The 23345-nt window shown below is 52.7% G+C and carries 22 protein-coding genes, 2 tRNA genes and 1 riboswitch; of the genes, 16 read left to right on the top strand and 8 right to left on the bottom strand.

Annotated features, from left to right (window positions below):
- Positions 1-20: 20 nt before the first annotated feature.
- Positions 21-557, bottom strand: a complete 537-nt coding sequence (locus BN2684_RS22520) for a D-glycero-alpha-D-manno-heptose-1,7-bisphosphate 7-phosphatase (RefSeq protein ID WP_058304312.1) — start codon at positions 555-557, stop codon at positions 21-23.
- Between the two features lie 258 nt (positions 558-815).
- On the opposite strand from BN2684_RS22520, the gene BN2684_RS22515 reads away from it, so the two are divergent.
- The 6 genes from BN2684_RS22515 to BN2684_RS22490 all read left to right on the top strand — a co-directional run bounded on the left by BN2684_RS22515 (position 816) and on the right by BN2684_RS22490 (position 8083).
- Positions 816-1664, top strand: a complete 849-nt coding sequence (locus BN2684_RS22515) for a DegV family protein (protein ID WP_058304311.1) — start codon at positions 816-818, stop codon at positions 1662-1664.
- Positions 1665-1676: 12 nt separating this feature from the next.
- Positions 1677-2516, top strand: a complete 840-nt coding sequence (locus tag BN2684_RS22510; protein WP_058304310.1) for a DegV family protein — start codon at positions 1677-1679, stop codon at positions 2514-2516.
- 254 nt (positions 2517-2770) lie between these two features.
- Positions 2771-3796 carry a 2-oxoacid:acceptor oxidoreductase family protein gene (locus BN2684_RS22505; RefSeq protein ID WP_058304309.1) on the top strand — a complete coding sequence of 342 codons (1026 nt, stop codon included), beginning with the start codon at positions 2771-2773 and terminating at the stop codon, positions 3794-3796.
- Between the two features lie 63 nt (positions 3797-3859).
- Entirely contained in the window at positions 3860-6166 is a 2307-nt protein-coding gene (locus tag BN2684_RS22500) for a thiamine pyrophosphate-dependent enzyme (protein ID WP_058304308.1), read from the top strand.
- A 167-nt stretch (positions 6167-6333) separates the two neighbouring features.
- The gene (locus BN2684_RS22495; RefSeq protein ID WP_058304307.1) at positions 6334-7284 is read left to right on the top strand and encodes an L-lactate dehydrogenase; all 951 of its coding nucleotides are present in this window, start codon (positions 6334-6336) and stop codon (positions 7282-7284) included.
- Between the two features lie 67 nt (positions 7285-7351).
- Positions 7352-8083 carry an NAD-dependent protein deacylase gene (locus tag BN2684_RS22490; protein WP_058304306.1) on the top strand — a complete coding sequence of 244 codons (732 nt, stop codon included), beginning with the start codon at positions 7352-7354 and terminating at the stop codon, positions 8081-8083.
- On the opposite strand, the gene BN2684_RS22485 is transcribed toward BN2684_RS22490, so the two are convergent.
- The 5 genes from BN2684_RS22485 to BN2684_RS22465 form a co-directional block, all read right to left on the bottom strand.
- On the bottom strand, positions 8080-9072 hold the full coding sequence (locus tag BN2684_RS22485) for a phosphotransferase (protein ID WP_058304305.1): 993 nt from the start codon (positions 9070-9072) through the stop codon (positions 8080-8082). The two genes, BN2684_RS22490 and BN2684_RS22485, sit on opposite strands and share 4 nt — an antisense overlap.
- Before the next feature lie 94 nt (positions 9073-9166).
- The gene (locus BN2684_RS22480; RefSeq protein ID WP_058304304.1) at positions 9167-9769 is read right to left on the bottom strand and encodes a response regulator transcription factor; all 603 of its coding nucleotides are present in this window, start codon (positions 9767-9769) and stop codon (positions 9167-9169) included.
- Complete coding sequence (locus BN2684_RS22475) at positions 9766-10899, bottom strand: sensor histidine kinase (protein WP_058304303.1); 1134 nt, start codon at positions 10897-10899, stop codon at positions 9766-9768. Before BN2684_RS22475 ends, BN2684_RS22480 begins: the two co-directional genes overlap by 4 nt.
- A gap of 12 nt (positions 10900-10911) precedes the next feature.
- On the bottom strand, positions 10912-11649 hold the full coding sequence (locus tag BN2684_RS22470) for an ABC transporter permease (protein WP_108722270.1): 738 nt from the start codon (positions 11647-11649) through the stop codon (positions 10912-10914).
- A 7-nt stretch (positions 11650-11656) separates the two neighbouring features.
- On the bottom strand, positions 11657-12562 hold the full coding sequence (locus BN2684_RS22465) for an ABC transporter ATP-binding protein (protein ID WP_058304301.1): 906 nt from the start codon (positions 12560-12562) through the stop codon (positions 11657-11659).
- A gap of 231 nt (positions 12563-12793) precedes the next feature.
- Between BN2684_RS22465 and BN2684_RS22460 the strand changes: the two genes are divergently transcribed.
- Positions 12794-12979, top strand: coding sequence for a hypothetical protein (locus tag BN2684_RS22460; RefSeq protein ID WP_058304300.1), 186 nt, complete (start codon positions 12794-12796; stop codon positions 12977-12979).
- On the opposite strand, the gene BN2684_RS24620 is transcribed toward BN2684_RS22460, so the two are convergent.
- On the bottom strand, positions 12970-13140 hold the full coding sequence (locus tag BN2684_RS24620; protein ID WP_159065831.1) for a hypothetical protein: 171 nt from the start codon (positions 13138-13140) through the stop codon (positions 12970-12972). The genes BN2684_RS22460 and BN2684_RS24620 overlap by 10 nt on opposite strands.
- A 94-nt stretch (positions 13141-13234) precedes the next feature.
- Between BN2684_RS24620 and BN2684_RS22455 the strand changes: the two genes are divergently transcribed.
- From BN2684_RS22455 to BN2684_RS22445, 3 genes are all read left to right on the top strand, one after another.
- The gene (locus tag BN2684_RS22455; protein ID WP_058304299.1) at positions 13235-13711 is read left to right on the top strand and encodes a DsrE/DsrF/DrsH-like family protein; all 477 of its coding nucleotides are present in this window, start codon (positions 13235-13237) and stop codon (positions 13709-13711) included.
- Between the two features lie 80 nt (positions 13712-13791).
- Positions 13792-15294: an aminotransferase class V-fold PLP-dependent enzyme gene (locus tag BN2684_RS22450; RefSeq protein ID WP_058304298.1), complete on the top strand. Its 1503-nt coding sequence runs from the start codon at positions 13792-13794 to the stop codon at positions 15292-15294.
- Between the two features lie 72 nt (positions 15295-15366).
- Positions 15367-15516, top strand: a riboswitch (cyclic di-AMP (ydaO/yuaA leader).
- A gap of 5 nt (positions 15517-15521) precedes the next feature.
- Complete coding sequence (locus BN2684_RS22445) at positions 15522-16199, top strand: CAP domain-containing protein (protein ID WP_234340303.1); 678 nt, start codon at positions 15522-15524, stop codon at positions 16197-16199.
- Positions 16200-16387: 188 nt separating this feature from the next.
- Here BN2684_RS22445 and BN2684_RS22440 read toward each other — a convergent pair whose 3' ends face one another.
- Positions 16388-17749, bottom strand: coding sequence for an MDR family MFS transporter (locus tag BN2684_RS22440; RefSeq protein WP_058304297.1), 1362 nt, complete (start codon positions 17747-17749; stop codon positions 16388-16390).
- Between the two features lie 162 nt (positions 17750-17911).
- Here BN2684_RS22440 and msrA point away from each other — a divergent pair, with 162 nt between their 5' ends.
- The 6 genes from msrA to BN2684_RS22410 all read left to right on the top strand — a co-directional run bounded on the left by msrA (position 17912) and on the right by BN2684_RS22410 (position 22670).
- Complete coding sequence (gene msrA / locus BN2684_RS22435) at positions 17912-18904, top strand: peptide-methionine (S)-S-oxide reductase MsrA (RefSeq protein WP_058304296.1); 993 nt, start codon at positions 17912-17914, stop codon at positions 18902-18904.
- Between the two features lie 89 nt (positions 18905-18993).
- Positions 18994-19077 (top strand) — tRNA-Leu (locus BN2684_RS22430).
- A gap of 462 nt (positions 19078-19539) precedes the next feature.
- Positions 19540-19893, top strand: a complete 354-nt coding sequence (locus tag BN2684_RS22425) for a hypothetical protein (RefSeq protein ID WP_058304295.1) — start codon at positions 19540-19542, stop codon at positions 19891-19893.
- A gap of 166 nt (positions 19894-20059) precedes the next feature.
- Positions 20060-20899: a YitT family protein gene (locus BN2684_RS22420; protein WP_058304687.1), complete on the top strand. Its 840-nt coding sequence runs from the start codon at positions 20060-20062 to the stop codon at positions 20897-20899.
- Positions 20900-21064: 165 nt separating this feature from the next.
- Positions 21065-21151, top strand: a tRNA-Leu gene (locus BN2684_RS22415).
- Between the two features lie 223 nt (positions 21152-21374).
- Positions 21375-22670: an IS110 family RNA-guided transposase gene (locus BN2684_RS22410; protein WP_058300604.1), complete on the top strand. Its 1296-nt coding sequence runs from the start codon at positions 21375-21377 to the stop codon at positions 22668-22670.
- Positions 22671-23345: the final 675 nt, after the last annotated feature.

The following is a 23345-nucleotide window of genomic DNA, read 5'->3' as shown; positions in this document are numbered from 1 at the left end:
GCCGCTTCGTATCCACACGGCTAAGGTTGACAGCGTACGAGTTGGCCGAGAAGCCAAGGTACCGCTTCCGCCAAGCTTGGTGCGGAATGGTCGGCGTCCAGGTCTGGAGCTCCGATTCGAACCGTCTTGCAGCCAGCAGCCCGGCCAGCCATGATGTCCGTATCCCGGTCCCCAACCATGATGCTGGCGGACATGTCGATGGCATGCTTTTCAGCTAGACGTTTTAGCATGCCCGGTTTCGGCTTGCGGCACTCGCAGCCCGCTTTCGGACGATGCGGGCAATAAGCGATGTCGGTGAGAATCGCTCCCTTTTCCAAGAGAAGCTTTGTCATGCGTTCATGAATGGCATGCAGCGACGCTTCCTTCATAAAACCAAACCCGATCCCGCCTTGATTGGTTACGACAAAAACCAAGTAGCCGGCATCGTTTAATGCTTTGATCGCCTCCGGTACGCCCGGGAACAGGAACAGCTGGTGAGGATGATTCACGTGACGCACACGGTCGGTTTGGCATTCGTTGATCACACCGTCCCGATCGAGAAATACCGCTCGATTCATGGTTTACCCTCATTTCCATCCACGATGTCGTGAGCATAATGTTTGTTATTGTAACCGATCTTCATCTAAAAGTATAATAGGTGGGTGGGAAACCACAATGGAGGGGTGATAACGGCACACGCAAGTGTACCCGGATACAGTCTCCGCACAGCAGCAAGGGTCGGCATGGGACAAGCAGCTGACAGATGTCCCCTTGATGAAATGGACAAAGGTAACGTTGAGCCGCCCTTACCCGAGACAGGAGGAACACCTGATTTTATGAGGAAAATAAAGATCTTTACCGATAGCACCAGCGACTTGACGCCAAAGCTGCTGGAACGCTTCGATATCGGAATCGTTCCATTGTACGTCGTATTTGGCGAAACCTCTTACCGCGACGGAGTCGACATGGTTCCCGGCACGCTGTACCGGCTGGTTGATGAAACCGGCAATTTGCCGAAAACCTCGGCTCCTTCACCTGGAGATTTCCTATCGCATTTCGAGCCTTTCATTCAGGATGGCTTCGATATTCTCTACATCGGATTGTCCTCCGAAATTTCATCGACGATTCAAAATGCGACGATCGCCGCCAACCAGTTTGAGGAAGGGCGAATCACCGTCATCGATTCTCGCAATTTATGCACCGGCATCGGGCTTCAAGTCGTACAGGCTGCCCGGTTGGCGGAAGAGGGGAAGACGGTTCAGGAAATCACAACCTATTTGCTCAACAAGCGTGGAGACATCGAAAGCGAGTTTCTTATCGATACTCTCGACTATCTGCACAAAGGCGGTCGCTGCTCCAGCGTACAAGCCCTTATCGGAAATATGCTCAAAATTCGGCCGATTGTGAAGGTCGTCGACGGGAAGATGATCGTGCCTGTCAAGATCCGCGGCAAACGAGAGAAGGCGCTCCAACAGTTACTGGACAATGCGCTTGTGAACGCGAGGCAAATGGTTCCAGGAACCCTTTATGTCGCACATTCGTATGCATTGGAGGAAGCGGAATATCTTCGCGATGAATTAGCGAGAGCGACAGGGGAGAAGGACATTCCCATCACAGAAGCGGGCTGTGTGATTTCAAGCCATTGCGGACGGCAGACCGTAGGGATCTTTTATATGAAAGCCTAAGGAGAGATAAGATTGACCATCAAGATCATTACGGACAGCGGCGCGGATTTACCGAAAGAATACCTTGAACGTCATGATATCTCCATCGTTCCCTTATCGGTTCATTTTGATCATGAGAAAATGCCGTCCGACATGGAAGCGCCGGAGTTTTACAAGAAAATGAGGGAAACAAAGGCGCTCCCGACCACGGCGAGCCCCAGCCCTTATGATTTTCTAGAAAAATTCAAGTCAGTGGAGGACGGGACGGACATTCTCGTGATGTGCTTGTCGTCCAATATCAGCAGCACCTACCAGAATGCCTTGATCGCCAAGGAAATGTACCTGGATGAGGGTCATACCAATACGATCGAAGTGCTCGACACCAAAACCTTCTCCCTCGGACTCGGCCTTTTGGTAGCGCTAACTGCCAAAATGGCCCATGCGGGAACGTCTTTCCAGGAGCTTAAGCAATGGGCTGCGCACCAGGCTAAGGAGGTAAGGGCTTATTTTACCCTCGATACCCTGGAAAATGTCATCAAAGGCGGCCGCCTCGACCGGCTTCGCGGTACAGTGGCTTCTGTGCTCAACATCAAGCTGTTGATGCGCATTAGCGAAGAAGGAACGGTTGAGGTGGTGGAGAAGAACCGGGGGATGCAGGCGTCCTTGAACAGCTTGATCAAACGGTTAGAGGAGAAGCAGCACAATTTCGAAAAAGCGGTTCTCGCCGTCTGCCACAGCAATTGCGAAGAACGAGCGCGCGATGTGATCAAAGCGATTCTCGCCAAATATCCGTTTTGCGAAGTCATTCTCTCGGACATGGGGCCGATCATCGGAACCTATGCAGGAGAGGGCGGTATCGGTGTGGCCTTTTAACGAGATTTGATAGCTTGAGAGTTTGAGAGATTACCAGAATGAGTAAAGCCTGCATATCGGGAGAAAGCCTCCGGACTTGCAGGCTTGTTGTTTGCTAGTTTGTCAAAATTGCGAAGGTATAAGCAAAATACTGTGACGACATTCACAGAAATGATACCACAATCGCGTTTTTTTCCTTGATTTAATCGCCGATCATCCTCAATAATGAAGAGTAGGCACGTTTTCTAATGGAAAGAAGAGAGGAAGATGCAAGCATGACCTCATTGCCTCGGGTGAATGAGTTAGGCTTTTTTGAAATCCGGCTGGAATCGATTGGCGGACTTGGAGCTAACCTGGCGGGCAAAATGCTCGCGGAAGCCGGTGTGTCGGGCTCGAACTTTAACGGGGTGAGCTTCTCCTCCTACGGGTCGGAGAAAAAGGGCTCTCCGGTTAAAGCGCATATCCGCTTCTGCGAAATGGGAACCCCGATCCGCGACACCTCCCCTGTTGAACGTCCGCATGTGGTCGGCGTTTTTCATGAGTCGCTCTCCAAGACGGTCAATGTCATCAGCGGAATCTATGAGAATAGCACGGTTCTGGTCAACTCCGCCAAAACGCCGGAAGAGCTGAAGGCGAAGATGAAGCTGATCGGCGGCACCATTGCTGTCGTGGATGCCACCGCCATCGCGCTCGAGGAGAAGAACCGCGTCAACATGGCTATGCTCGGAGCATTGTTCCGGCTATGCCCGTTTCTCGACGCGGAGCAGATGAAGGATGTCATCCGCAAATCTCTGGAAAGCAAATATCCGACCGCCGTTCAACCGGCGTTGAATACATTCGAGAGAGGCTACAACCAAGTGGTCTTTCAGACGTTTGCCGTTCCGGAGGGCAGTGCGATGCCGGAATTCAAGCGTTGGGACACTCCGGTGCTCGGCTATGAAACCCAACCGATCGGGGGTCTTATCACGAACCCCGGCAATAGCATGCTGAAGGATTTGAGCATTTCGCGGTCCGGCATGATGCCTGCATTCGATGAAGACAAATGCATCCACTGTGCATCCTGCGACACCGTATGCCCGGACTTCTGCTTCGTATGGGAGGAGAAGCCCGACAAGAAGGGGCGGCCGCAGCTGTTTCTACAGGGCATCGACTATCAATATTGCAAGGGCTGCCTGAAATGCATCAAGGCTTGCCCGACCGATGCGTTGTCATCCTACCGGGAGACGGACGGCTATGCCGATGAACACCGTGTTCCACATTCATTCCGTCTTGTCGACCGGCTGGCCGGTACGAAGGCGTAAGGAGAACGATTCGCGCATGCCAAGGAAGCAAGAAGGCGTGCAGCGGATCGAGAGGAGGCCGTTATGGCGATCGATATCGAAAACGAAACGCGAATGAAGAGAGTCGAAGAGAAAATTGTCTATGAGTCCGGCAACGAAATGGCTGCTTATGCCGCTCATCAGATCAACTATCATATCATGGGGTATTATCCGATTTCTCCTTCTACCGAGGTTGCCCAATTCCTCGACCTGATGAAGGTGAAGGGCAAGCATGACATCAAGCTGATCGCAGCCGACGGGGAACATGGCTCCGCCGGGATCTGCTACGGAGCATCGACAGCCGGGGGCCGCGTCTTTAACGCGACGAGCGCGAACGGCTACCTGTACATGCTCGAGCAAATGCCGGTTCAATCCGGGACTCGTTTCCCGATGGTGTTGAATCTTGTCTGTCGGTCCGTCTCCGGTCCACTCGATATCCACGGTGACCATTCGGATTTGTATTATGCGCTCAATACCGGCTGGCCGATCCTCATGTGCCGCGATCCACAGGCCGTATACGACATGAATATCATGGCGATCAAGCTCGCAGAGGACCCGGAAGTCCGCTTGCCCGTCATGGTGGCATCAGACGGCTATTTCACCTCTCACCAGAAGCGGCGCGTTTCGACCTTCGCGAACCGTGAAGATGTGCATGCTTTCATCGGCGAGCTTCCTCCGGAAGGCTTCGCTCATACACTCGACCGCGACAACCCGATCACAGTCGGTCCTTATATGAACGAACCGGACTTCATCAACAACTGCTACCAGCAATCCATGGCCATGTACAAGGCGGGTGAGGTCTTCGACCGCATCCGCAAGGAATATGCCGACCTGACGGGACGCGATTATCCCATGCTGGATCTGTACCGGATGGAGGATGCTGAAGTAGCGGTCTTCCTGATGAATTCCGCATCCGAGCTCATTAAGGACGTGGTGGATCAGCTTCGCGCCCAAGGGATCAAGGCCGGTTCCATCGCGCCAAATATCATCAGACCGTTCCCGGCCAAGGAGATTGCCGAGGCGCTGCGCGGGGTAAAAGCGGTCACGGTAGGCGATCGGGCGGATTCATACGGCGGACACGGCGGCAACATGGTCAACGAGATCAAAGCCGCGCTGTTCACGCACGGCAACAAGGACACGCTCGTGATCAGCCGCATTTACGGCCTCGGTGGGAAAGATTTCTTCGCCGAAGACGGCCACAACTTCTTTGCGTTCGCTCAGGATGCGGTAGAGAAGGGATATGTAGAAAAACCGTTTGATTATTACGGGCACACCCCGGGCGACCCCGACAAGGCGCCTCAGCGAGTGGTGGAACCGCTCCGTTACGAGGATGTCAACACGGGGCTTATCCAGGTGTCCCGCGATGCGGTGAGCGGCAAAGTGAACGTGAAGATTCCTCCCTTGCGCTCCCTTGCGAAGAAACCGAAGCGGGTCGCTCCCGGCCACGGGGCATGTCCGGGCTGCGGGATCTTCTCCGGCCTTGAGCTGTTCTTCAAGGGCATTGAAGGGGATATCGTGACGCTATTCCATACAGGCTGCGCGATGGTCGTCACGACCGGCTACCCGTATTCCTCGCACAAGGCGACTTACATTCACAACCTGTTCCAGAACGGTGCGGCAACCCTATCCGGCGTCGTCGAGATGTTCTGGGAACGCAAGCGCAGAGGGGAATTGGATCATCTCGGCCTGAAGGACGACTTTACCTTCGTCATGGTGACCGGAGACGGTGGGATGGACATCGGCATGGGACCGGCGATCGGCGCAGCGCTTCGCAACCACAAAATGATCATCATCGAGTACGATAACGAGGGCTATATGAACACGGGAGCCCAGCTTTCCTACTCCACACCGATGGGGCATCGGACCTCCACCTCGAACGTAGGCAAGGAGAAAGGCGGCAAGCCCTTCCATCACAAGGACACCGCACAGATCATGGCGGCGACGCATATCCCGTACGTGTTCACCGGCAGCGAAGCTTATCCGCAGGATCTGGTGAAGAAAGCGGCCAAAGCGCAATACTATGCCCAGAATGAAGGGCTCGTCTACGGCAAAATCCTCATCGCCTGCCCGTTGAACTGGCTGTCTGAGGACGACATGGGAACGGAGATCGTGAGCGAAGCGGTGAACTCCTGCTTCTTCCCGCTCTACGAGGTCGAGCATGGCGTTACGACCCTTACGTATAACCCGGAAGAGAAGAGCAAGAGAATTCCTCTGTCCGATTGGCTGAAATCGATGGGCAAGACTCGCCATCTGTTGAAGCCGGAATATGCGGATGCGTATGCTTCCTTCGAACAGGAAGTGGAGCGGCGCTGGAACATGCTGAAAGCGAAGAACGAAAGCCCCTACCTCTAAGAATTGGCGAGAGCCATAATGTATAGAAGACGTCTGGATACTCCGTCAGGAGATCCAGGCGTTTTTGCAAGGGGGCGGAAGAGCGGGCAAAGAAATTGCATGGCGTTGGCGAATCTGCTATTCTCTTCGGTAGAAGAGAACCATACATACTTAAGGAGCTGAAGGACATGAGCAAAAAGGGCGATCGTGTGGTGCTGATCGGTGCCGGACAAGTCGGGGCAAGCTATGCGTTTGCATTGCTGAACCGCGGAATTGCAAAGGAACTGGTCATTATCGATAAAAACAAGGACAAGGCACTCGGTGACGTCAAGGATCTGAATCACGGACTTCCTTTTGTCTCTCCAATAAAAATCTGGGCAGGCGATTATTCCGATTGCAAGGACGCGGATATCGTCGTTATCACAGCTGGAGCGAATCAAGGACCGGGCGAAACCCGCCTCGATCTGATCGGCAAGAATTCGAAAATCTTCCGCGGCATCGTGGAGGAAGTGATGAACAGCGGGTTCAATGGCATTTTCCTGATCGCGACGAATCCCGTAGATGTGCTGACTTACGCCACCTGGAAATACTCGGGTCTCCCAGCCGAACGTGTAATCGGGTCCGGTACGATTCTGGATACCGCCAGACTCCGCTTCTTGCTCGGGCAACATCTGCAGGTAGATACCCGCAACGTCCACGCTTATATCATCGGGGAGCATGGGGATACGGAGCTTCCGGTGTGGAGCCATGCCAACATCGGCGGACTGCGCTTGCCGGAATATGGCAAGGCGAACCCGGACAAGGCTCCGAAGCCTGAGGAACTGGATGAAATCTTCGCCAATGTTCGCGACGCCGCTTATCAAATCATCCAGCTCAAAGGCGCGACCTATTACGGAATTGCCGTTGCCCTCGCCAAATTGACCAAGTGCATCCTTCGCGACGAGCATTCCATTCTGACGGTTTCCACCTTAATCAAGGAGCAATACGGATTGGACGATCTGTACTTGGGAATGCCTTGCGTGGTCGGACGAAGCGGTATCGTTGAAGTTCTTCATCTGGATCTCACGGAGGACGAACGCCGGAAGCTGAAAGCCTCCGCGGAGGTTTTAAAGGAAGCGCAACATTCCATCTCGTTGTAAGAAATGTGTTTAGAGAGGGAACAAAGCGGTTTAACAGGTGCGGATAGGGGGAGAGAGTGTGCCTGTGATGGAATCAGCCGAGAAGCTCGCGAGGATCATCCAGGGAGCCGAACGTATCGTTTTCTTTGGAGGGGCGGGAACGTCCACCGAAAGCGGGATTCCCGATTTCCGTTCAGCCTCGGGGCTCTATCGAACGGAGAGCGGCTTCGAATATCCACCGGAGACGATGCTCAGCCGCAGCTTCTTCGACCGCCATCCCGACGAGTTCTTCGCGTTCTATCGTGCGAAGATGCTGCATCCCGACTCCAAGCCGAGCGGCGCCCATCGGGCGCTCGCCCGGTTAGAGCGGGAAGGGCGGCTTACCGGCATCATCACGCAGAACATCGACGGGCTTCATCAGTTGGCGGGAAGCCGTCGAGTCGTTGAGCTGCACGGCTCTGTGCTGCGCAACACTTGCATGAACTGCGGACATAAGCACCCGCTGTCTACCGTTACCGGAAGCAGCGAAATTGTTCCGCATTGTCCGGCCTGCAGCGGAATCATCAAACCGGATGTCGTCCTCTATGAAGAAAGCCTTGATCTCTCAACGCTAGAGCAGGCGGTCCAGCTGTTACAAGAAGCGGATCTGCTGATGGTTGGAGGAACCTCGCTCACGGTTACACCCGCAGCAGCTCTTGTTCGATACTTCCGAGGAAACCAGCTTGTGCTGTTGAACAAGACAGCTACTGCGTATGACCGTGCAGCAGATTTGATTATTCGCGATAACATGGGGGAAGTATTGGAGGTCGCGGTTCGTTAATCTGCGATGAACGAGGATACGTGCTCATCGACGAAGCGGCAGACGGCAGCGGCCCGCTCCGTTTGCTCCATCAGCACCTGAACCGGGTCCAACCCAGCCGTGAAACGCTCCCAGAAATGCAGGAAGACGTCTAGCTTGCGAAGCTGGATCAATGGCGGGAGTAGGCGAAGCTCGGAGGCTTCGAGAGGAAAAACGCTCTGGTAACCGGAGAGCATGTCCGTCATGCTGGATGAGGATATACCTCCGGGAGCTGATAGCTGCTCCGCGAGGCAGACCGCCAACTCCATGGCGCGGATATCCCGCGTGGCGAATTCGAAATCGAGAACAGCGGACACCCGATTCCCTTCCACTAATGCATTTGCATAAGAGAAGTCGCCGTGAATCCATTGCCGGGGAAGTCCGCGAACTTCCTCGGCTTTTTCTTGTAACGCTTTGAATCGATCAATCAGATAACGGACGTCTTCCATAAGTGATGCCAGCACGGGATGGGTTTCAAAGTCGTTTTCGACAGCAAGCAAGATTTCACGGGGAGTATCCAACCGTTCGTCATAGGGAGGATAGGCAGGCGACTCCTTCACTTCCAGAACAGCCATAGCTTGAACAAGGGAGCCAACTACACGGCCGTATTCACTAGCCATTTCGTGCAGGTCCGAGGAAGGCCTGCTTCCGTTCAGATACGGGAAGAGGGAGGCGAGTTTGCCGTCCTCGGCCTCTACCCAAGTAAGGCCGGATTTCGTGGTCACCGGATAAGGAACAGCGAAAGGGAGCACCTGCCGTTGCAACTGCAGAAGGACTTCGTGCTCAGCACGCAGCTTATCCAGATCTTGATGATTCTCATAAATGCGCAGCACCCGGACGCTTCTATCCTCGAGGACGGCGTACCGGGTGGTGTTGTTCATGCCGCTGTCCCGCGTTTCAACCGAAAGAACCTTGGGCAGGGAGTAGTTGGCTAAGATCGTTAGATAATAGGCTTGTTCATTCTCATTCATTGCAGGATGCTGCTCCTTCTTTTTTTGGTTAGAGCTTGAGTTCAATGAGATGGAATTCGGAACAGCTCTCCAAAAAGGGGTGGTCTGCTCTTCGTTAGATCCAACCCTTTTCTTCCGCTAAACGCACGGCCTCGATCCGACTCTTCACTTCAAGCTTACTGAGGATTTCCGAGATATAGTTGCGCACGGTTCCATGCGAGAGGAACAAGGTTTCAGCGATCTGGCCAGCGGCTAGACCGCTGCCGGCGAGCCGTAAAATCTCACGCTCACGCTCGGTAAGCGGGTTCTCGTCCCGCATGATGCCAAACGCCAACTCGGGTGAGACCTCCCGATAACCTGCCGCTACCCGGCGGATCGCTTCGGCCAATCGGTCGCTAGGTTCATCCTTAAGCAGATAACCGAGCACTCCCGCTTTCACGGCGCGTTCGAAATAGCCGGGGCGTTGGAAGGTCGTGAGGATCATGACACGAGTCGGCAAGCCGCGTTCCCGGATATGCTCGGCAACGTCCAATCCGCTCTTCAACGGCATCTCGATGTCGAGCAAGCTTACATCCGGCTTATATTCCTCGATGAAGGCAAGGGCTTCCTCTCCGTTTCTCGCTTGCGCGACAACCTCCAGATCACTTTCGAGCTCCAGCAGGGAGGCAAGCGCACCCCGGAGCATTCCCTGATCTTCGGCAATGACGATACGGATCATGCCGTATCACCTTCCTTTTTTCCTTTTTGCACAATAGGAACGCGAACCGAGAGCCGTGTTCCCGGATTCCCCATTCTCGATCCAATCTCCAGTGTGCCTTCGATCAAGGCAAGGCGTTCCTGCATCCCCTTGATCCCGTTGCCGTTCGAATGCGGCTTTGAGCCCAACCCGAACCCGTCATCCTCAATGGACAGGGTGATCAAGGAGGGGGAAAGCTTCACCTGAATGAGGCATTCCTTTGCCCCGCTGTGTTTGACGATGTTGGTGACCGCTTCCTTGATGCAGAGGCCCAGGATATTCTGCGTCAAGCCGTTCACCGCCGATAAGTCTCCCGGGTAGTTCGTCCGGAGAGTGATTCCGGCTGCATCCAGAATATCCGTGGAGGAAGCAAGCTCCTCCGTGATGGTCAAAGCCCGCATATTGGATACCAGCTCGCGCACTTGACGAAGGGCGGCGCGGGAGGTCTGTTCGATGTCCCGAGCTTCCTGGGCGGCTCTCTCCGGATTTTTGGCGATGAGTTTCTCGACAAGCTGACTCTTTAAGGTGATTAAGGACAAGGTGTGCCCCAAGGTATCATGTAAATCCCTGGCAATCCGAACGCGTTCCTCATGCTTGACCAGCTCCGCAATCTGCTCCCTTGCCGCTCCAAGGTCCTTTTCCAGCTGCTGCTTGCGTCCGAGGGAGCGGATTCCGAAAGGAGATACGAGCATGATCATAAAGAACGGCAGGAGGTAGATGAAATCAGTTCCCGACAATTGCCGGATTTGCAGGATCAGCGGGAGCAGGATCGATGCGGCAAACGTGGCATATGCCCGGTTAAAAGCCGTCTTTGACGAATGCCAGCCGATGAAATTAGCAGAGAAGAAACCCAGGTATAAGCAGTAGGGGTTATATAAGACGCCTAAAATGACGGTGATCGCCATCTGGATTCCAAGCCATATCGAAAAGGCTTTACCGTGCACCCAGTAGAGCTGACGGTATGAAACGAGGAACACGAGCAGCATGAAGTAGCCGAGAATGAGCTTCCCTCCGGTTTCCCCCTGCAAATTGATGACGGGAAGAATGAGGTAGATTGGCCATATGAATGGATAATAGCCGTATTTTTTGGGGAAGACCGAGAATCTCTTCATACCGGACAGCTCCTATGCGACTTCTTGTTTTTTTCGAATATAGAAGGATAGTACCATAAACAAGACCAGGTAGCCCAGTAGGATCATGACCGCATGCCATTCCGGACGCGCCCCGCGCACGATCTCCCAAGCTCCGCTGCCAAAATTATACGAGGGCAGCCACTTGGCAATGTGCTGCATGACCTTCGGGAGAATGTCGATCGGCATCCACATCCCTCCACTTATGGCGAGGATCATGTAGATCGCGTTGCTGACGCCGCTTGCCGTGTCGACCCGACGCATGGAGCCGATGATGGTTCCCAGGGCGAGGAAGGGGAGAGAAGCGATCAAGATCCAAATCCCGCATGCCAACCATTGACCCGCGCTCAAGGTTACCCCATTGATCAGATAACCCGCCAGGAAGATCATCGCGATGGAAAAGAGATGCATCATCGTCTGCCCGAACATTTTGCCTGCGAAGGAAACAGAACCGGGCAGCGGGGTGATCCGCAGGTAGGTGGACCAGCCGTTTGTTCTTTCCTGCACCATGCGGATCCCGAGGGTCATGATGGAGGAGCCCATTACGCTAAAAGCGGTCATCGACATCAGATAATGAGCTTCCCATAAACCGGGATTATCCGCTCCGGTATTCACAATGCGGGTGAAGATGATATAGAACAGGATCGGCATGGCGAGGGACCAGAAGACATAATAGGGGTTTCGGAAAATGCGCAACAGCTCTGCACGGCATTGGGCTTTCAATATCGTCATCATGGGTTTAGTTCTCCTCCGCGATATGGGTCAATTGTTCAAAGGCTTCATCTAAACGGCCGGAATCGATCCGGATGTCATGGATCGGGAATCGGCCGAGAATGAGGGCGGTCAAAGCCTTGTCCGTATTGTCAGTTGTGACGGTAATTCGTCCTTCCTTGAAGTAGCAATCGTCGATCTCGGGCAGTGCGGCCAGCTTCGCTCTAAGCTCTGGGTTGTCCTCATTGGAGTGGAAAGAGACCGATTGCTTGAGAATCCGGGATTTAATCTCCTCGGGAGTTCCGTCCGCAATGAGCTCCCCTTGGTTGAACAGCAGAATTCGTTTGGCGAAATCATCTGCTTCCTGCAAATAGTGAGTGGTGAATACGATCGTCTTGCCTTGATCAGCCAACCGCCTCGCTTGCTCCCAGAACCGACGTCTCGCTGTGATATCCAAGCCTACCGTCGGCTCATCGAAGAACAGAAGGTCGGGATCTCCTGCAAGGGCGAGGGCAAAGCCCAGGTTGCGTTTTTGCCCGCCGGAGAGCTTCTCCGCGTAGCGGTTCAAGTCGGTTTTAGCGAGACCCGTGATCGTAGTTAATTCTTCCAGGGTGAGGGGATGAGGGTAATACGACCGGATCAAGCTAATCAATTCGTGGACACGGAGCCGGTCCATCACGCTCACTTCCTGCAGCATGGCTCCGATCCGTTCCCGCACCTCGCGTTTGCCCGGCTCATGTCCAAATAAACGGATCGTTCCTTCCGTCGGTCGAAGCAGGCCGAGCAGCATGGAGAGGGTTGTTGTTTTGCCAGCCCCGTTCGGTCCGAGAATCGCGACGATTTCGCCTTGATCGATGCGGAAGCTGATTCCGTTTACCGCTTTCTTGCCTTGAAAGGTTTTGCTGACTTTATCCAGTTCAATGATGGTTTCCATGAGGCCGCATCCGCTCCTTCTTGTTCATACCGTCGATCAATTTCATGTCCTTATCTTAGCTTTTAGAAGAGAGAAACATCAGTATGAGGTGTCAGGAGTTGAGGGTGACAAATGTCAGGCGAGAGGGGAAACAGGGAAAAGAAAGATTTTATAAGTAGTGTGAAAAAAATCACTTTATTCTTTGTGAAATGTGTTACAATGTACTTGTAAACAACGATGGGAGTGATTGAGATGAAAGAGATGAACAACGATCAGGTAACGATGAACCTGCTGCAATTTTGCTACACCTGCGATGATGCCGCCGCCTGTGCCAGTGAAGAGATTTGCCGCCATTGTTGGGCCGAGCAAGGAATTCCGGTTGACGAAGAGCAAGCCGGTTCGGAGATCGGCCGCATGATCAACGCTTACTACGAATAATCCTTCTTTTCATTATCAAGATCCTGCCATTTCGATAGATAGGAAATCGCCCCCTTCAGCGTCGCGTTACGCTCGAAGGGGGTTTTCCTTTTACATAGAGTTTGGTGAAGAATAATGGCATTTATCACAGCTGCAGCCTTGGTTTTCTGGTGCTTGCGCATACCTGGATTCCCCTTCGTGAAAACTAACGCAAGATCATTGCGGTCGTGAAGACGGCGAATGACAGAAGACGGAGCGAAGAGGAGTGAAGCAACGATGGACAAACGAATGAATCTGCTTGTATTTAGCGGGGAATACGACAAAGCGATGGCCGCCTTGATTCTGGCGAACAGCGCTCGCGAGCTGGACGTGGAGGTGACGATGTTTTTCGCCTTCTGGGGCTTGTTCCTCGTACGCGATCCGGACAAGCTGACCGATGAGGACAAGACGCTCTATGAAAAGATGCTCGGCCGTATGACCCCGAAGGGGCCGGATGAACTGCCTTTGTCGCGGATGAACTATGCAGGTCTCGGCAAGAAAATGCTCCTGGAGATGATGGAAGACGATGATGCTCCGCCCTTGTCTGCTTTCTTGAAGGGTGCTCGCAAAAAGAACATTAAGTTCTACGCCTGCAAGCTATCGGTGGAGATCATGGGCTTTCAGCCGGAAGAGTTCATACCCGAGCTTGAAATTGTCGAGGCGAAGACGTACTTGAAGGATGCGCTTGAAGCGGATATGCAGCTGTTCATTTAATTCGTTTTCAGCCAAAAGGCAAACCTCATGAGAAGTCCCCGCATATTCTGCTCTTACATGGAATAACGGAGGGGCTGTAGGTGAAGGAAGTTTGCCGACTGGACAACTACACGAGGAGCCACCGGGAGCTTGAGCAGCATTTTTCCCGATTTCGCCGACAGACTCTGGGATACAACGGATTGTTCCGCACTCCGTATGGCATCCAGCGAATTCTGTATGCGGACTGGGCGGCAAGCGGCCGCATGTATGGGCCGATCGAGCGGAAGCTGATCGAGGATTTCGGTCCTTATGCGGCCAATACCCACAGCGAGGCAACGTTTACCGGTGCTATGGTGACGAATGCTTATCGGGAGGCCAAGCGCCTCATCAAGCATGAGATTCATGCGGGGCCGGATGATCTGCTGCTGTTCTGCGGCAATGGCATGACGGCTGCGGTCAACAAACTGCAGAGACTGCTCGGCTTGCGCATGCCGACGGGTTGGGAACCGACTGTCGATCTCCCGGAGGAGGAGAGACCGGTCGTCTTCGTGACGCATATGGAACATCATTCCAACCAGATCTCCTGGCAGGAGACGATCGCGGATGTGATTGTGCTGGAGCCAGATGAAGGCGGTCAAGTCAGCGCGCAGCGACTGGAAGAGGCCGTTCAGAGCTATTCTCATCGCAAAAGAAAGATCGGAGCCTTTACCTCGTGCTCCAACGTGACCGGGATCATGCCGGAGCTCGGCAAGCTGGCGCGAGTCATGCACCGGCACGGTGGAATTGTCTTTGCCGATTGGACCGCCTCTGCTCCCTATTCGCGGTTGACTATGCATCCGGATGATCCGGAGGAAGCGTTGGACGCTGTTTATTTTTCTCCCCATAAATTTCTTGGCGGGCCGGGCTCGAGCGGCGTGCTTGCGGTCAATTCCAAGCTCGTTGTCGGTCCGGTTCCAGACCTCCCGGGTGGAGGAACCGTATTATGGACCGACCGCTGGGGCGGCGTCACTTACTTGGAAGACAAAGAAGAACGAGAAGATGGAGGGACGCCCGGTTACCTGCAGGCGGCGAAAGCGGCTCTCGCTTTCGCTTTGAAGGAGCAGATGGGGGCCGATGAAATCTGCGAGCGGGAATGTCAGCTGACGGAGCTATTGCTGAATGGGATGGACGCGATACCGGGAATCCGAATCCTCGATCATGAGCTTCGCGAGCGGCTTCCCGTCGTATCCTTTACCTGTGAGACGATTCATTATCCATTGATCGTCCGGCTGTTGAACGACCGATTCGGCATTCAATCCCGCGGCGGCTGCTCCTGCGCGGGCACGTACGGTCACTTTCTCTTCGGACTCTCCAAGGACGAATCGGAACGCATCCGCCGTCAGGTCGAGAAGGGCAACCTTCTGGAGAAACCAGGCTGGGTCCGGCTATCGCTGCATCCGATCATTCAAGATGCCGAAGTACGAACCATTCTACATGCACTTCGGCAGGTTATCCGATTCGCTCCGTTATGGCGAAAGGACTACCGCTACGACCCGCAAACAAATGACTATATTCACCTCAGGGCGTCGCATGCACAACCCATGAAGAACTGGTTCTCTCTCTAGGGGAGAGCCGGTTTCTATTATTTACCGGGCCATTTCGCATTCTCCTTATGATAGAATAGAGGCGGTCAAGGAACACCATTCAGGCCGAAGCTCTTGACCGGAGCGCGGGGGAACCCATTTTAGGGGTGAAGACGCTGGACTCGTATCGACGAAAGCGTCCGGGAAGCTCTCTCTTATTCCCGAATCCGTCAGCTAACCTCGCAGGCCGCCAAAGGAGAGTGTACGTTTTGAAGAATAGAACAACCGCTGTTATCTCCCGTCGTCTGCTTACAACCGCACTCGCGGGCAGCTTGTTTGCCGCTCCGTTTCTCACCGCAGGTACCGCCGATGCGGCGTCCGCATATACCGTGAAATCCAACGATACGATGTGGAAGATCGCGGTCAGCCACGGAGTGTCTCTGCAGTCTTTGATCCAGGCCAACACCCAGATCAAGAATCCTAATATCATCTGGGAAGGCATGAGCGTCACGATTCCGAGCAAGACGACGACGGCTCCTTCGACGCCGACCCAAACGACGCCGGCCAAGGAAGACACGGCAACTTCGTATGCGAAGCAGGTTGCAACGATTGTCAACCAGGAACGCGCCGCTGCCGGACTGAGCCCGCTCACCTTCGACTCCGCCCTCTCCAAGATGGCCGTCGACAAGGCGAAGGACATGATCGTAAACAATTACTTCAGCCATACGTCTCCGACGTACGGATCGCCTTTTGATATGATGACCCGATATGGCATCCCGCATTCCTATGCAGGCGAGAACATTGCCAAAGGTCAGCGCACTCCGCAGGAAGTCATGACCGCCTGGATGAACAGCGCCGGACACAAAGCCAATATCTTGAACACGCATTACACCAAGATCGGAGTAGGGTACTACAACGGCGCTTGGGTGCAAGAATTCACGAACTAATTTTGAGTTGATGAAGATGAAGGAAAAGAAGCCCATCCGTTTCGGATGGGCTTCTTTATTGATATTTGTATCGAAAAACCATGATGCGAATTAGGGTAGTTTAGAGACCGATTGGGGGTTGTCCAACAATTCGGTTGCGACTGCCTTTACTGGTCAACCACAGCAAATAGCTAACTTCCGGAGTTCCTTTAGGCTGCGTTCGGTGTACTTTCAGCAGCCGGCGTTTCATTCGGCACCAGGAAGGACGTTGCCAAGGAGAGAACGCTGACGATCAATCCATACAGGAACAGGTTATGGATGCCGGTCATGAATTGGGCGGCCCCAGTTAGCAGGCTTCCCATCACGGTTACGCCGACCGCGGTGCCAATGTTGCGTGAAAACATCATGAGCGAGGTGGAGACCCCCTTCTGATCACCATCGACGAATTGTTGAGCTCCGATGATGGTCACGGTAACAAGAATGCCGAAGGCCATTCCTTGAATGAACAAGGCGAGCAGCATATAGATGTAACTGCTGGTTCCGGTTAGGAAATACAATTGAATGCCTGACAACACAAGCAGAATGTTCCCTACGATCATGAGCTTCGCATAACCGAACCGCATGATCAGTTTTCCGGCGGGAACCGACATCAGCATCCAACCGACAGATTGAGCGAGAAGGGCGACACCGCTGATGAAGGTGGAGTGTCCCTGCTCCTGAAGGAAGGTCGGCGCATAGCTGGCTGTCCCAAATAAAGCAGCGTTGGAGAGGAAGGCATTGATGTTCATTCTCCGAATCGGCACGCCTCTGAACAGAGAGAGCGGCACGATCGGCGACTTTTGTCGGCGCTCATACCAGACGAACAGCGCGAGCACCGCGACCCCGGAGAGGACGAGCCAGACGGCCTCTTTCTCGAATGCGGTTGCGGCGAGCGTGAGGCTGACGCCAACGGTGAAGAGCGCTGCTCCGCCATAATCGACGGCCGCCGGTCTCGGCTCATATTCTTCCTTGTACGCGCGAAGGAAGAACAGCGACAAGAGACAGATGGGTATGTTGATGTAGAAGATCCACCGCCAAGTGGCATATTCGGTGAACATCGCTCCGAAGAGAGGGGCGATTACCGCCGAAATCCCCCACATGGCGGAGAAGAGCGCTTGAATCTTGCCGCGTTCTTCGATGGGGTACAGGTCACCCGCGATGATGGCGGGGAAAGGATTCATGATCCCGGCGCCAATCCCTTGAATCGCACGGAACAGAATCAATTGAAGCATGGTTTGGCTAAGGCCGCACAGGAGCGATCCGAATAGGAATACGATGATTCCCATGGCTAATATGTTCTTCCGGCCGTACAAATCCGAAATTCGTCCGGCAATCGGGGTCAGCACCGTGGAGAAGATCATATAAGAGGCGAAAGCCCAGGCATAGAGGTGATAGCCCCCCAGATCCTTCACGATGATCGGCATGGTGGTGTTGATGATGGTGGTATCCATGGAAGCGACCAGCATGGCGAGAACGATGCTGATCAAAACTTGCAGCCGATTTTGCGTCGGCTTTGCGAGTGCGTGCGGCATTGCGGTTCCTCCTTCTTTCTAAAAAACAGCATTTCCCGATTATAGCGTGTTTTGTTGGGTTCGAACAGGGGAAAGAGAGGGAATCGTTCATTTGAGCCCCTCTCATGTGAAATGCTATACTGAAACGGCAGAACTTTGTTTAAGGACAGGAGGCATAGGCAAATGAACGACAGCATATTACCGGAATCCGGCCACTCATTGGAAAAGGCAACCTTCGCAGGGGGCTGCTTCTGGTGCATGATCACTCCCTTTGAGGAGCGCCCCGGAATCATCTCGGTCGTCTCCGGCTATACAGGTGGCCATAAAGAAAATCCGACCTACAAGGAGGTGTGCTCCGGCACGACGGGGCATACCGAAGCGGTTCAAATCACCTTCGACCCCGCGATCTTCCCTTATGAGGAGCTGGTGGAGGTGTTCTGGCAGCAGATCGATCCGACCGACGCGGAAGGGCAATTCTGCGATCGGGGAGATTCGTATCGGACCGCGATCTTTACGTTTAGCGACGAGCAAAAAGTCATTGCCGAGAAATCCAAGCAGAAGCTGAATGAAAGCGGCCGCTTCAGCCATCCGATCGTCACCCCGATCGTACCGGCCATGCCCTTCTATCCGGCGGAAGAGTACCACCAGGACTTTCATAAGAAGAATCCGTCTCACTACAAGCAATACCGCAAGGGCTCAGGTCGGGATCGCTTTCTGGAGGAGCATTGGTCTCAGAAGGCCAAGCAGGAGAGCCCGGAGGAGCTGAAGCACAGGCTGACCCCGCTGCAATATGAGGTGACGCAGAATAACGCCACCGAGCCGGCATTCCGCAATGAGTTCTTCGATCATCGTGAGGAGGGGCTGTACGTGGACATCGTCTCTGGCGAGCCGCTCTTCACATCGCTCGATAAGTACGATTCCGGCTGCGGTTGGCCGAGCTTCACCAAGCCGGTCGAGGCCGACAAAGTGAAGGAGAAAGGCGATTACAGCCACTTCATGGTCCGAACCGAAGTGCGCAGTAAGGAAGCGGATTCCCACCTCGGCCATGTCTTCACGGACGGTCCTCAGGATCAAGGCGGCTTGCGTTACTGCATCAACTCCGCGGCTCTTCGTTTCGTGCCGATTGACAAGCTGGAAGAAGAAGGTTACGGGGAGTATAGGAAGCTATTTGTTTAAATTAAAGCTTGCCAAGCGACCGAGGATCATGTTATAGTGATCCTCGGTTGTTCGACAAGCCTAGTCGGACAATGGAAATTCTATATTGCGCGGTCATGGCGGAATTGGCAGACGCGCTAGATTCAGGTTCTAGTGTCAGCAATGACGTGGAGGTTCAAGTCCTCTTGACCGCATTACAATGAAGAGCTTCGAGCAAATTTGCCGGAACTCTTTTTTTGTTTTGTATTCTGGAAAATCAATTTGGTATAAGAGATGCATTAAGAGTTCTGCTGTCTGAAGAGATGATTAGTGATCTTGAAAATTTTGAAGGTAATTGCACAAGCTTTTCGAATTCTGTCTAAGGCATAATACAATTCAGAAATAAATCTTTCTGCTGCAGATCAGCGGCATGACTGATTCGTATGCAAGAATGCTATATCGGGAACTGAGTGGAATTGAGTAAACCATGTCCGTAAAAGCTAGCAATGGTTTATTTGATCCAGTCCTTCTAATAAGTATTAATAGAGCCCGTTCAGGGCTCTTTTTCTTTACACGATTTTAACACCTAGGGCCGCTCCCTTAATCCCATGCTTACATCGGAAATGCTAAGCTTTGGGGCGTAGCAAAACTTCTAGGGAAAAGGGAGGGAGCCCATCATGAATGAAGGGCTGCATATCTTGGGATTGTTGTGCATCATTCTGACGGTTCTGTATGCGGCGAAGAGGATCGCAGTTCGTTTGGAGGTGCAGCGGTTGTCGAAAGGTTGGGGGCAGCGGCATTACGAAGAAAATGCCGTGTACAGGGCTGCACGCTTGTTTGCTGCAGGTGGGTCGGCAGAGGAATTGAAACGATTGCTGTCGGACAGCTATCAATTCGACTCTGCGAAGGTGGAGCAGATCCTTTCATTATCCTATTCGGGGCGAGTGGATCACGACTATGCTTATGTGAATTTCATTAAGGCCGTTAACGATGTGTTAGGGGAAGAGGTTTACCGTGCAGCTCAATCTTGACGCTCCAACTCTGCTCCAGGCCCCAGTCTTCAGTTTGGTAAACTAGTAGCATGGTAGCACAGCGGCTTGAGAGGCTGCGAAATCCGTGATTAAATGAAGGAATGAAGCGTGACCCGGCTGGGTAGGGTCACGAGAACGATTGCGGAGAGTAGGCTGTGTGGAAGAGATGAAAAGAACACTTTTGGATTTACTCGTTATCCTATTGGGGGCTTTCGCCTTTGCGCTCGGCATAAACGTATTTGTTATCCCTCACGAATTCGGTGAGGGCGGCGTGGTTGGCGTTACGATCATTTTATACTACATGCTGGAATGGCCGCCGGGCTTGACCAGCTTGATCATCAATATGCTGCTGCTAGCGATTGGGTATCGCTTCCTTCCCAAGAAAACGATCGTCTATACGATCGTTGCCGTCTCCTGCCATTCATTGTTCCTCCACCTAACGGAGGGGTGGCGGATCGTTGCGAACGATCAAATGGTCAACGCCATCTTCGGTGGAGCCATCATTGGGGCGGGCATCGGGCTCATCGTTCGGGTAGGGGGCACCACGGCAGGCACCGTCATCATTGCCAAGTTCTTGAACAAGTTTTGGGATTGGAACATCAGCTACGCCCTTTTGTTCTGCGATGTGCTTGTTGCCTTGTGCTCCTACTTTATCATCGGACCGGAACGGCTGATGTTCACCATCATCATGCTGGTTGTGGCCACCAAGGTGATGGAGCTCGTCATTGCCGGGCTGAACCCGACGAAGGCTGTGACGATCATCTCCAAGGAGCAGGAACGGATCGCGGATCAGGTGAACAAGCTGATGGATCGGGGCGTAACGGTATTAAGCGGCCAGGGGCATTATACGAAGGCCTCGATGGGTGTTCTCTATATCGTGCTCAGCAAACAGGAGATCGCCATGCTGAAGAAAATCGTCAAAGCCACGGATCGTGAGGCGTTCCTTACGATTCACAATCTGCAGGATGTCTTCGGCAAAGGGTTTGTGGATATTCAAAATTCCTAAAGGCCCGCAGTTGCTTCATGTTAGGCCGAATTGAGCGTGAATTGGCTGAATTGTTTGGCTAGCGCGACTTTGAGCCTACAGCTTGCCAAACAACCGAGGGTCATGCTATAGTAATCCTCGGTTGTTCGACAAGCCAAGTCGAACAGCAGCAAATGCACGAAATGTGCGGTCGTGGCGGAATTGGCAGACGCGCTAGATTCAGGTTCTAGTGGTGTAACAGCCGTGGAGGTTCAAGTCCTCTCGACCGCACCACATCTTAAAAACAAACTCTTCTTCGGAAGGGTTTTTTCTTTTATCTAAATGACTTGTTATTACGCTCATAAACAGAGAAATGCACCTCTTATAAAACTTTGATTGGACTATAGCTTAAAGGAGCCATTCCTGTAATGAATTAATTTGAGGTTTGAATGAAAAGAGCACCTTCTGTATACTGGGTTCCGACCAAAGAACAACTCAGCACAGGAGGCACTCTACCATGAAGTATAAGCAATCGAAGAAGCAGAATCAACGGATTACTCGAATTACCGAAAACACCCTGGTAATCGGAGCAGACATCGCCAAAGAAACCCACGTGTCACGGGGGATCGACTTCCGGGGCATCGAGTTGGGCAAGGAATGTGTGTTTCAAAACGACCGTTTGGGCTTGGAAAAGCTGGTATCGTGGATGAAGGAACTACAACGGGAGCATGCCAAGACCGACGTCATCTTCGGCATTGAACCAACCGGACACTACTGGTTTACTCTAGCGGAATTTCTACAGAATGAGGGCATCCAACTCGTTATCGTCAATCCTCACCACGTGAACAAGAGCAAAGAACTTCAAGACAATTCACCGACGAAAAACGACTACAAGGATGCCAAGGTCATAGCAGATCTCATCCGTAACGGCCATTATTCGGAGCCTAGACTTCCGAAAAGGATCTACGCCGATTTACGTATTCTCATGAACCATCGGGAAAAGGTCATGTTAAACCTGGGCCAAACCCAGAGGAGAATTCAAAATTGGCTGGACCGGTTCTTCCCCGAATACCATAGGGTATTTGCAGACTGGGAAGGAAAAGCCTCTCTCATCACGCTTACTGAATTCCCTACCCCACAAGAAATCGTCACGCTCGGCGCCTTTGCGGTCCTAAAGCGGTGGAAACAAGAGGTTAAAAGGGCGGTAGGCATGAAGCGGGCGGAGAAGCTGGTTCAAGCCGCTCGGAGTTCAATCGGCCTTCGAGAGGGCCTAACGGCAGCCAAGATCGAATTGAAGGACCTGCTGGAGCAATATACCTTGTTTGCCCGGCAGAGCGACGACGTCATGCAGCAGGTGGAGCAGCTTCTTGAACAGATACCTGGTGCGGAAGAAATGCTCACAGTTCCGGGCGTCGGAGTCGTTACATTAGCTGGATTTCTAGCTGAAGTAGGCGATCTGCAGGGCTATGACCACAGTCAACAAATCATACGACTTGCAGGCTTCAATCTACGGGAAAACAGCTCAGGCAAGAAGAAAGGCAAGTCCACCATAACCAAACGGGGACGATCCCGGCTTCGGGCATTGTTGTTCCGCGCGGTGATGCCCATGGTGGCGAAAAACGCGGAGTTTAAAGCCCTGCACCACTATTACACGAAACGAACTCAGAATCCACTGAAGAAGAAACAATCTATTGTAGCCCTATGCGGAAAGCTCATTCGAGTCTTGCACACATTGGGGACGAAACAAATTCGTTACAACGCAACAGATGTTTTGGGGCCGGTACGCCAGTCTCAGCTTCAGATGGCTGCTTAATTCAAACCGGAATATTCATTTTGCTTAACCCACGCTTAGAGTTTTACAAATGACAATAGAAGCACGGAGCAGCCGCAGATCATCATCCATAAGGGCAATGACCCAGTAAAGGAGCAAGAAGCGGCGTCCACCCCTTGAGAGGTAGAACGAAGGAATGTGAGGGCATAGACCCCGTGTGACATGGGAGGGTAAACCGTCGAGGGAATGGTGTGGATATCCAAGGTGCGACCATAAGTAGCATCCACAGATTGGAAAAAGGGTTCCAAGCTCTATTCCCGCAACCGGCTCCTCCAGAAAAAAATGTCATGCCAACATGATATCTCCATCTCTTTACAAAGTCGATGTTGTAAATCTAAGAAAACGTGAGCAAATGGAAGAAAACATTAATTTATAGTGGGAGGGATAAAGAAACCTTTAACGAATAATAGTAGAAAGTTGGAAGGGTCTTTAAGGAAATCCGTCGAATAATATTTTTGGTAGATATTTTCTTTTGTGTCCAGGCTGCAGGTATATACGAATAGAAGACGGTATAATTTATTTGCCAAACCTAAAACACTTTGAAAAAGCAAACCTGAAATCGGAGATAACACATAGAAATGCACCAAGTATTACATCAATGTCGCCTTTTGGGTTTTTCGTTGCGCCCTCCAACAATGCATAGAACAACCGAAGATT

Source organism: Gorillibacterium timonense (assembly GCF_001457415.1).
GTDB classification, from domain to species: domain Bacteria; phylum Bacillota; class Bacilli; order Paenibacillales; family NBRC-103111; genus Gorillibacterium; species Gorillibacterium timonense.
This window is presented reverse-complemented; position numbering and strand designations above follow the sequence as displayed.

Bases quoted from the DNA above. Each gene is read 5' to 3' on its own strand.
- BN2684_RS22520 (WP_058304312.1), bottom strand. From the start codon at position 557: ATGAATCGAGCGGTATTTCTCGATCGGGACGGTGTGATCAACGAATGC.
- BN2684_RS22515 (WP_058304311.1), top strand. From the start codon at position 816: ATGAGGAAAATAAAGATCTTTACCGATAGCACCAGCGACTTGACGCCA.
- BN2684_RS22505 (WP_058304309.1), top strand. From the start codon at position 2,771: ATGACCTCATTGCCTCGGGTGAATGAGTTAGGCTTTTTTGAAATCCGG.
- BN2684_RS22500 (WP_058304308.1), top strand. From the start codon at position 3,860: ATGGCGATCGATATCGAAAACGAAACGCGAATGAAGAGAGTCGAAGAG.
- BN2684_RS22495 (WP_058304307.1), top strand. From the start codon at position 6,334: ATGAGCAAAAAGGGCGATCGTGTGGTGCTGATCGGTGCCGGACAAGTC.
- BN2684_RS22490 (WP_058304306.1), top strand. From the start codon at position 7,352: ATGGAATCAGCCGAGAAGCTCGCGAGGATCATCCAGGGAGCCGAACGT.
- BN2684_RS22485 (WP_058304305.1), bottom strand. From the start codon at position 9,072: ATGAATGAGAATGAACAAGCCTATTATCTAACGATCTTAGCCAACTAC.
- BN2684_RS22480 (WP_058304304.1), bottom strand. From the start codon at position 9,769: ATGATCCGTATCGTCATTGCCGAAGATCAGGGAATGCTCCGGGGTGCG.
- BN2684_RS22475 (WP_058304303.1), bottom strand. From the start codon at position 10,899: ATGAAGAGATTCTCGGTCTTCCCCAAAAAATACGGCTATTATCCATTC.
- BN2684_RS22470 (WP_108722270.1), bottom strand. From the start codon at position 11,649: ATGACGATATTGAAAGCCCAATGCCGTGCAGAGCTGTTGCGCATTTTC.
- BN2684_RS22465 (WP_058304301.1), bottom strand. From the start codon at position 12,562: ATGGAAACCATCATTGAACTGGATAAAGTCAGCAAAACCTTTCAAGGC.
- BN2684_RS22460 (WP_058304300.1), top strand. From the start codon at position 12,794: ATGAAAGAGATGAACAACGATCAGGTAACGATGAACCTGCTGCAATTT.
- BN2684_RS24620 (WP_159065831.1), bottom strand. From the start codon at position 13,140: ATGCGCAAGCACCAGAAAACCAAGGCTGCAGCTGTGATAAATGCCATT.
- BN2684_RS22455 (WP_058304299.1), top strand. From the start codon at position 13,235: ATGGACAAACGAATGAATCTGCTTGTATTTAGCGGGGAATACGACAAA.
- BN2684_RS22440 (WP_058304297.1), bottom strand. From the start codon at position 17,749: ATGCCGCACGCACTCGCAAAGCCGACGCAAAATCGGCTGCAAGTTTTG.
- msrA (WP_058304296.1), top strand. From the start codon at position 17,912: ATGAACGACAGCATATTACCGGAATCCGGCCACTCATTGGAAAAGGCA.
- BN2684_RS22425 (WP_058304295.1), top strand. From the start codon at position 19,540: ATGAATGAAGGGCTGCATATCTTGGGATTGTTGTGCATCATTCTGACG.
- BN2684_RS22420 (WP_058304687.1), top strand. From the start codon at position 20,060: ATGAAAAGAACACTTTTGGATTTACTCGTTATCCTATTGGGGGCTTTC.
- BN2684_RS22410 (WP_058300604.1), top strand. From the start codon at position 21,375: ATGAAGTATAAGCAATCGAAGAAGCAGAATCAACGGATTACTCGAATT.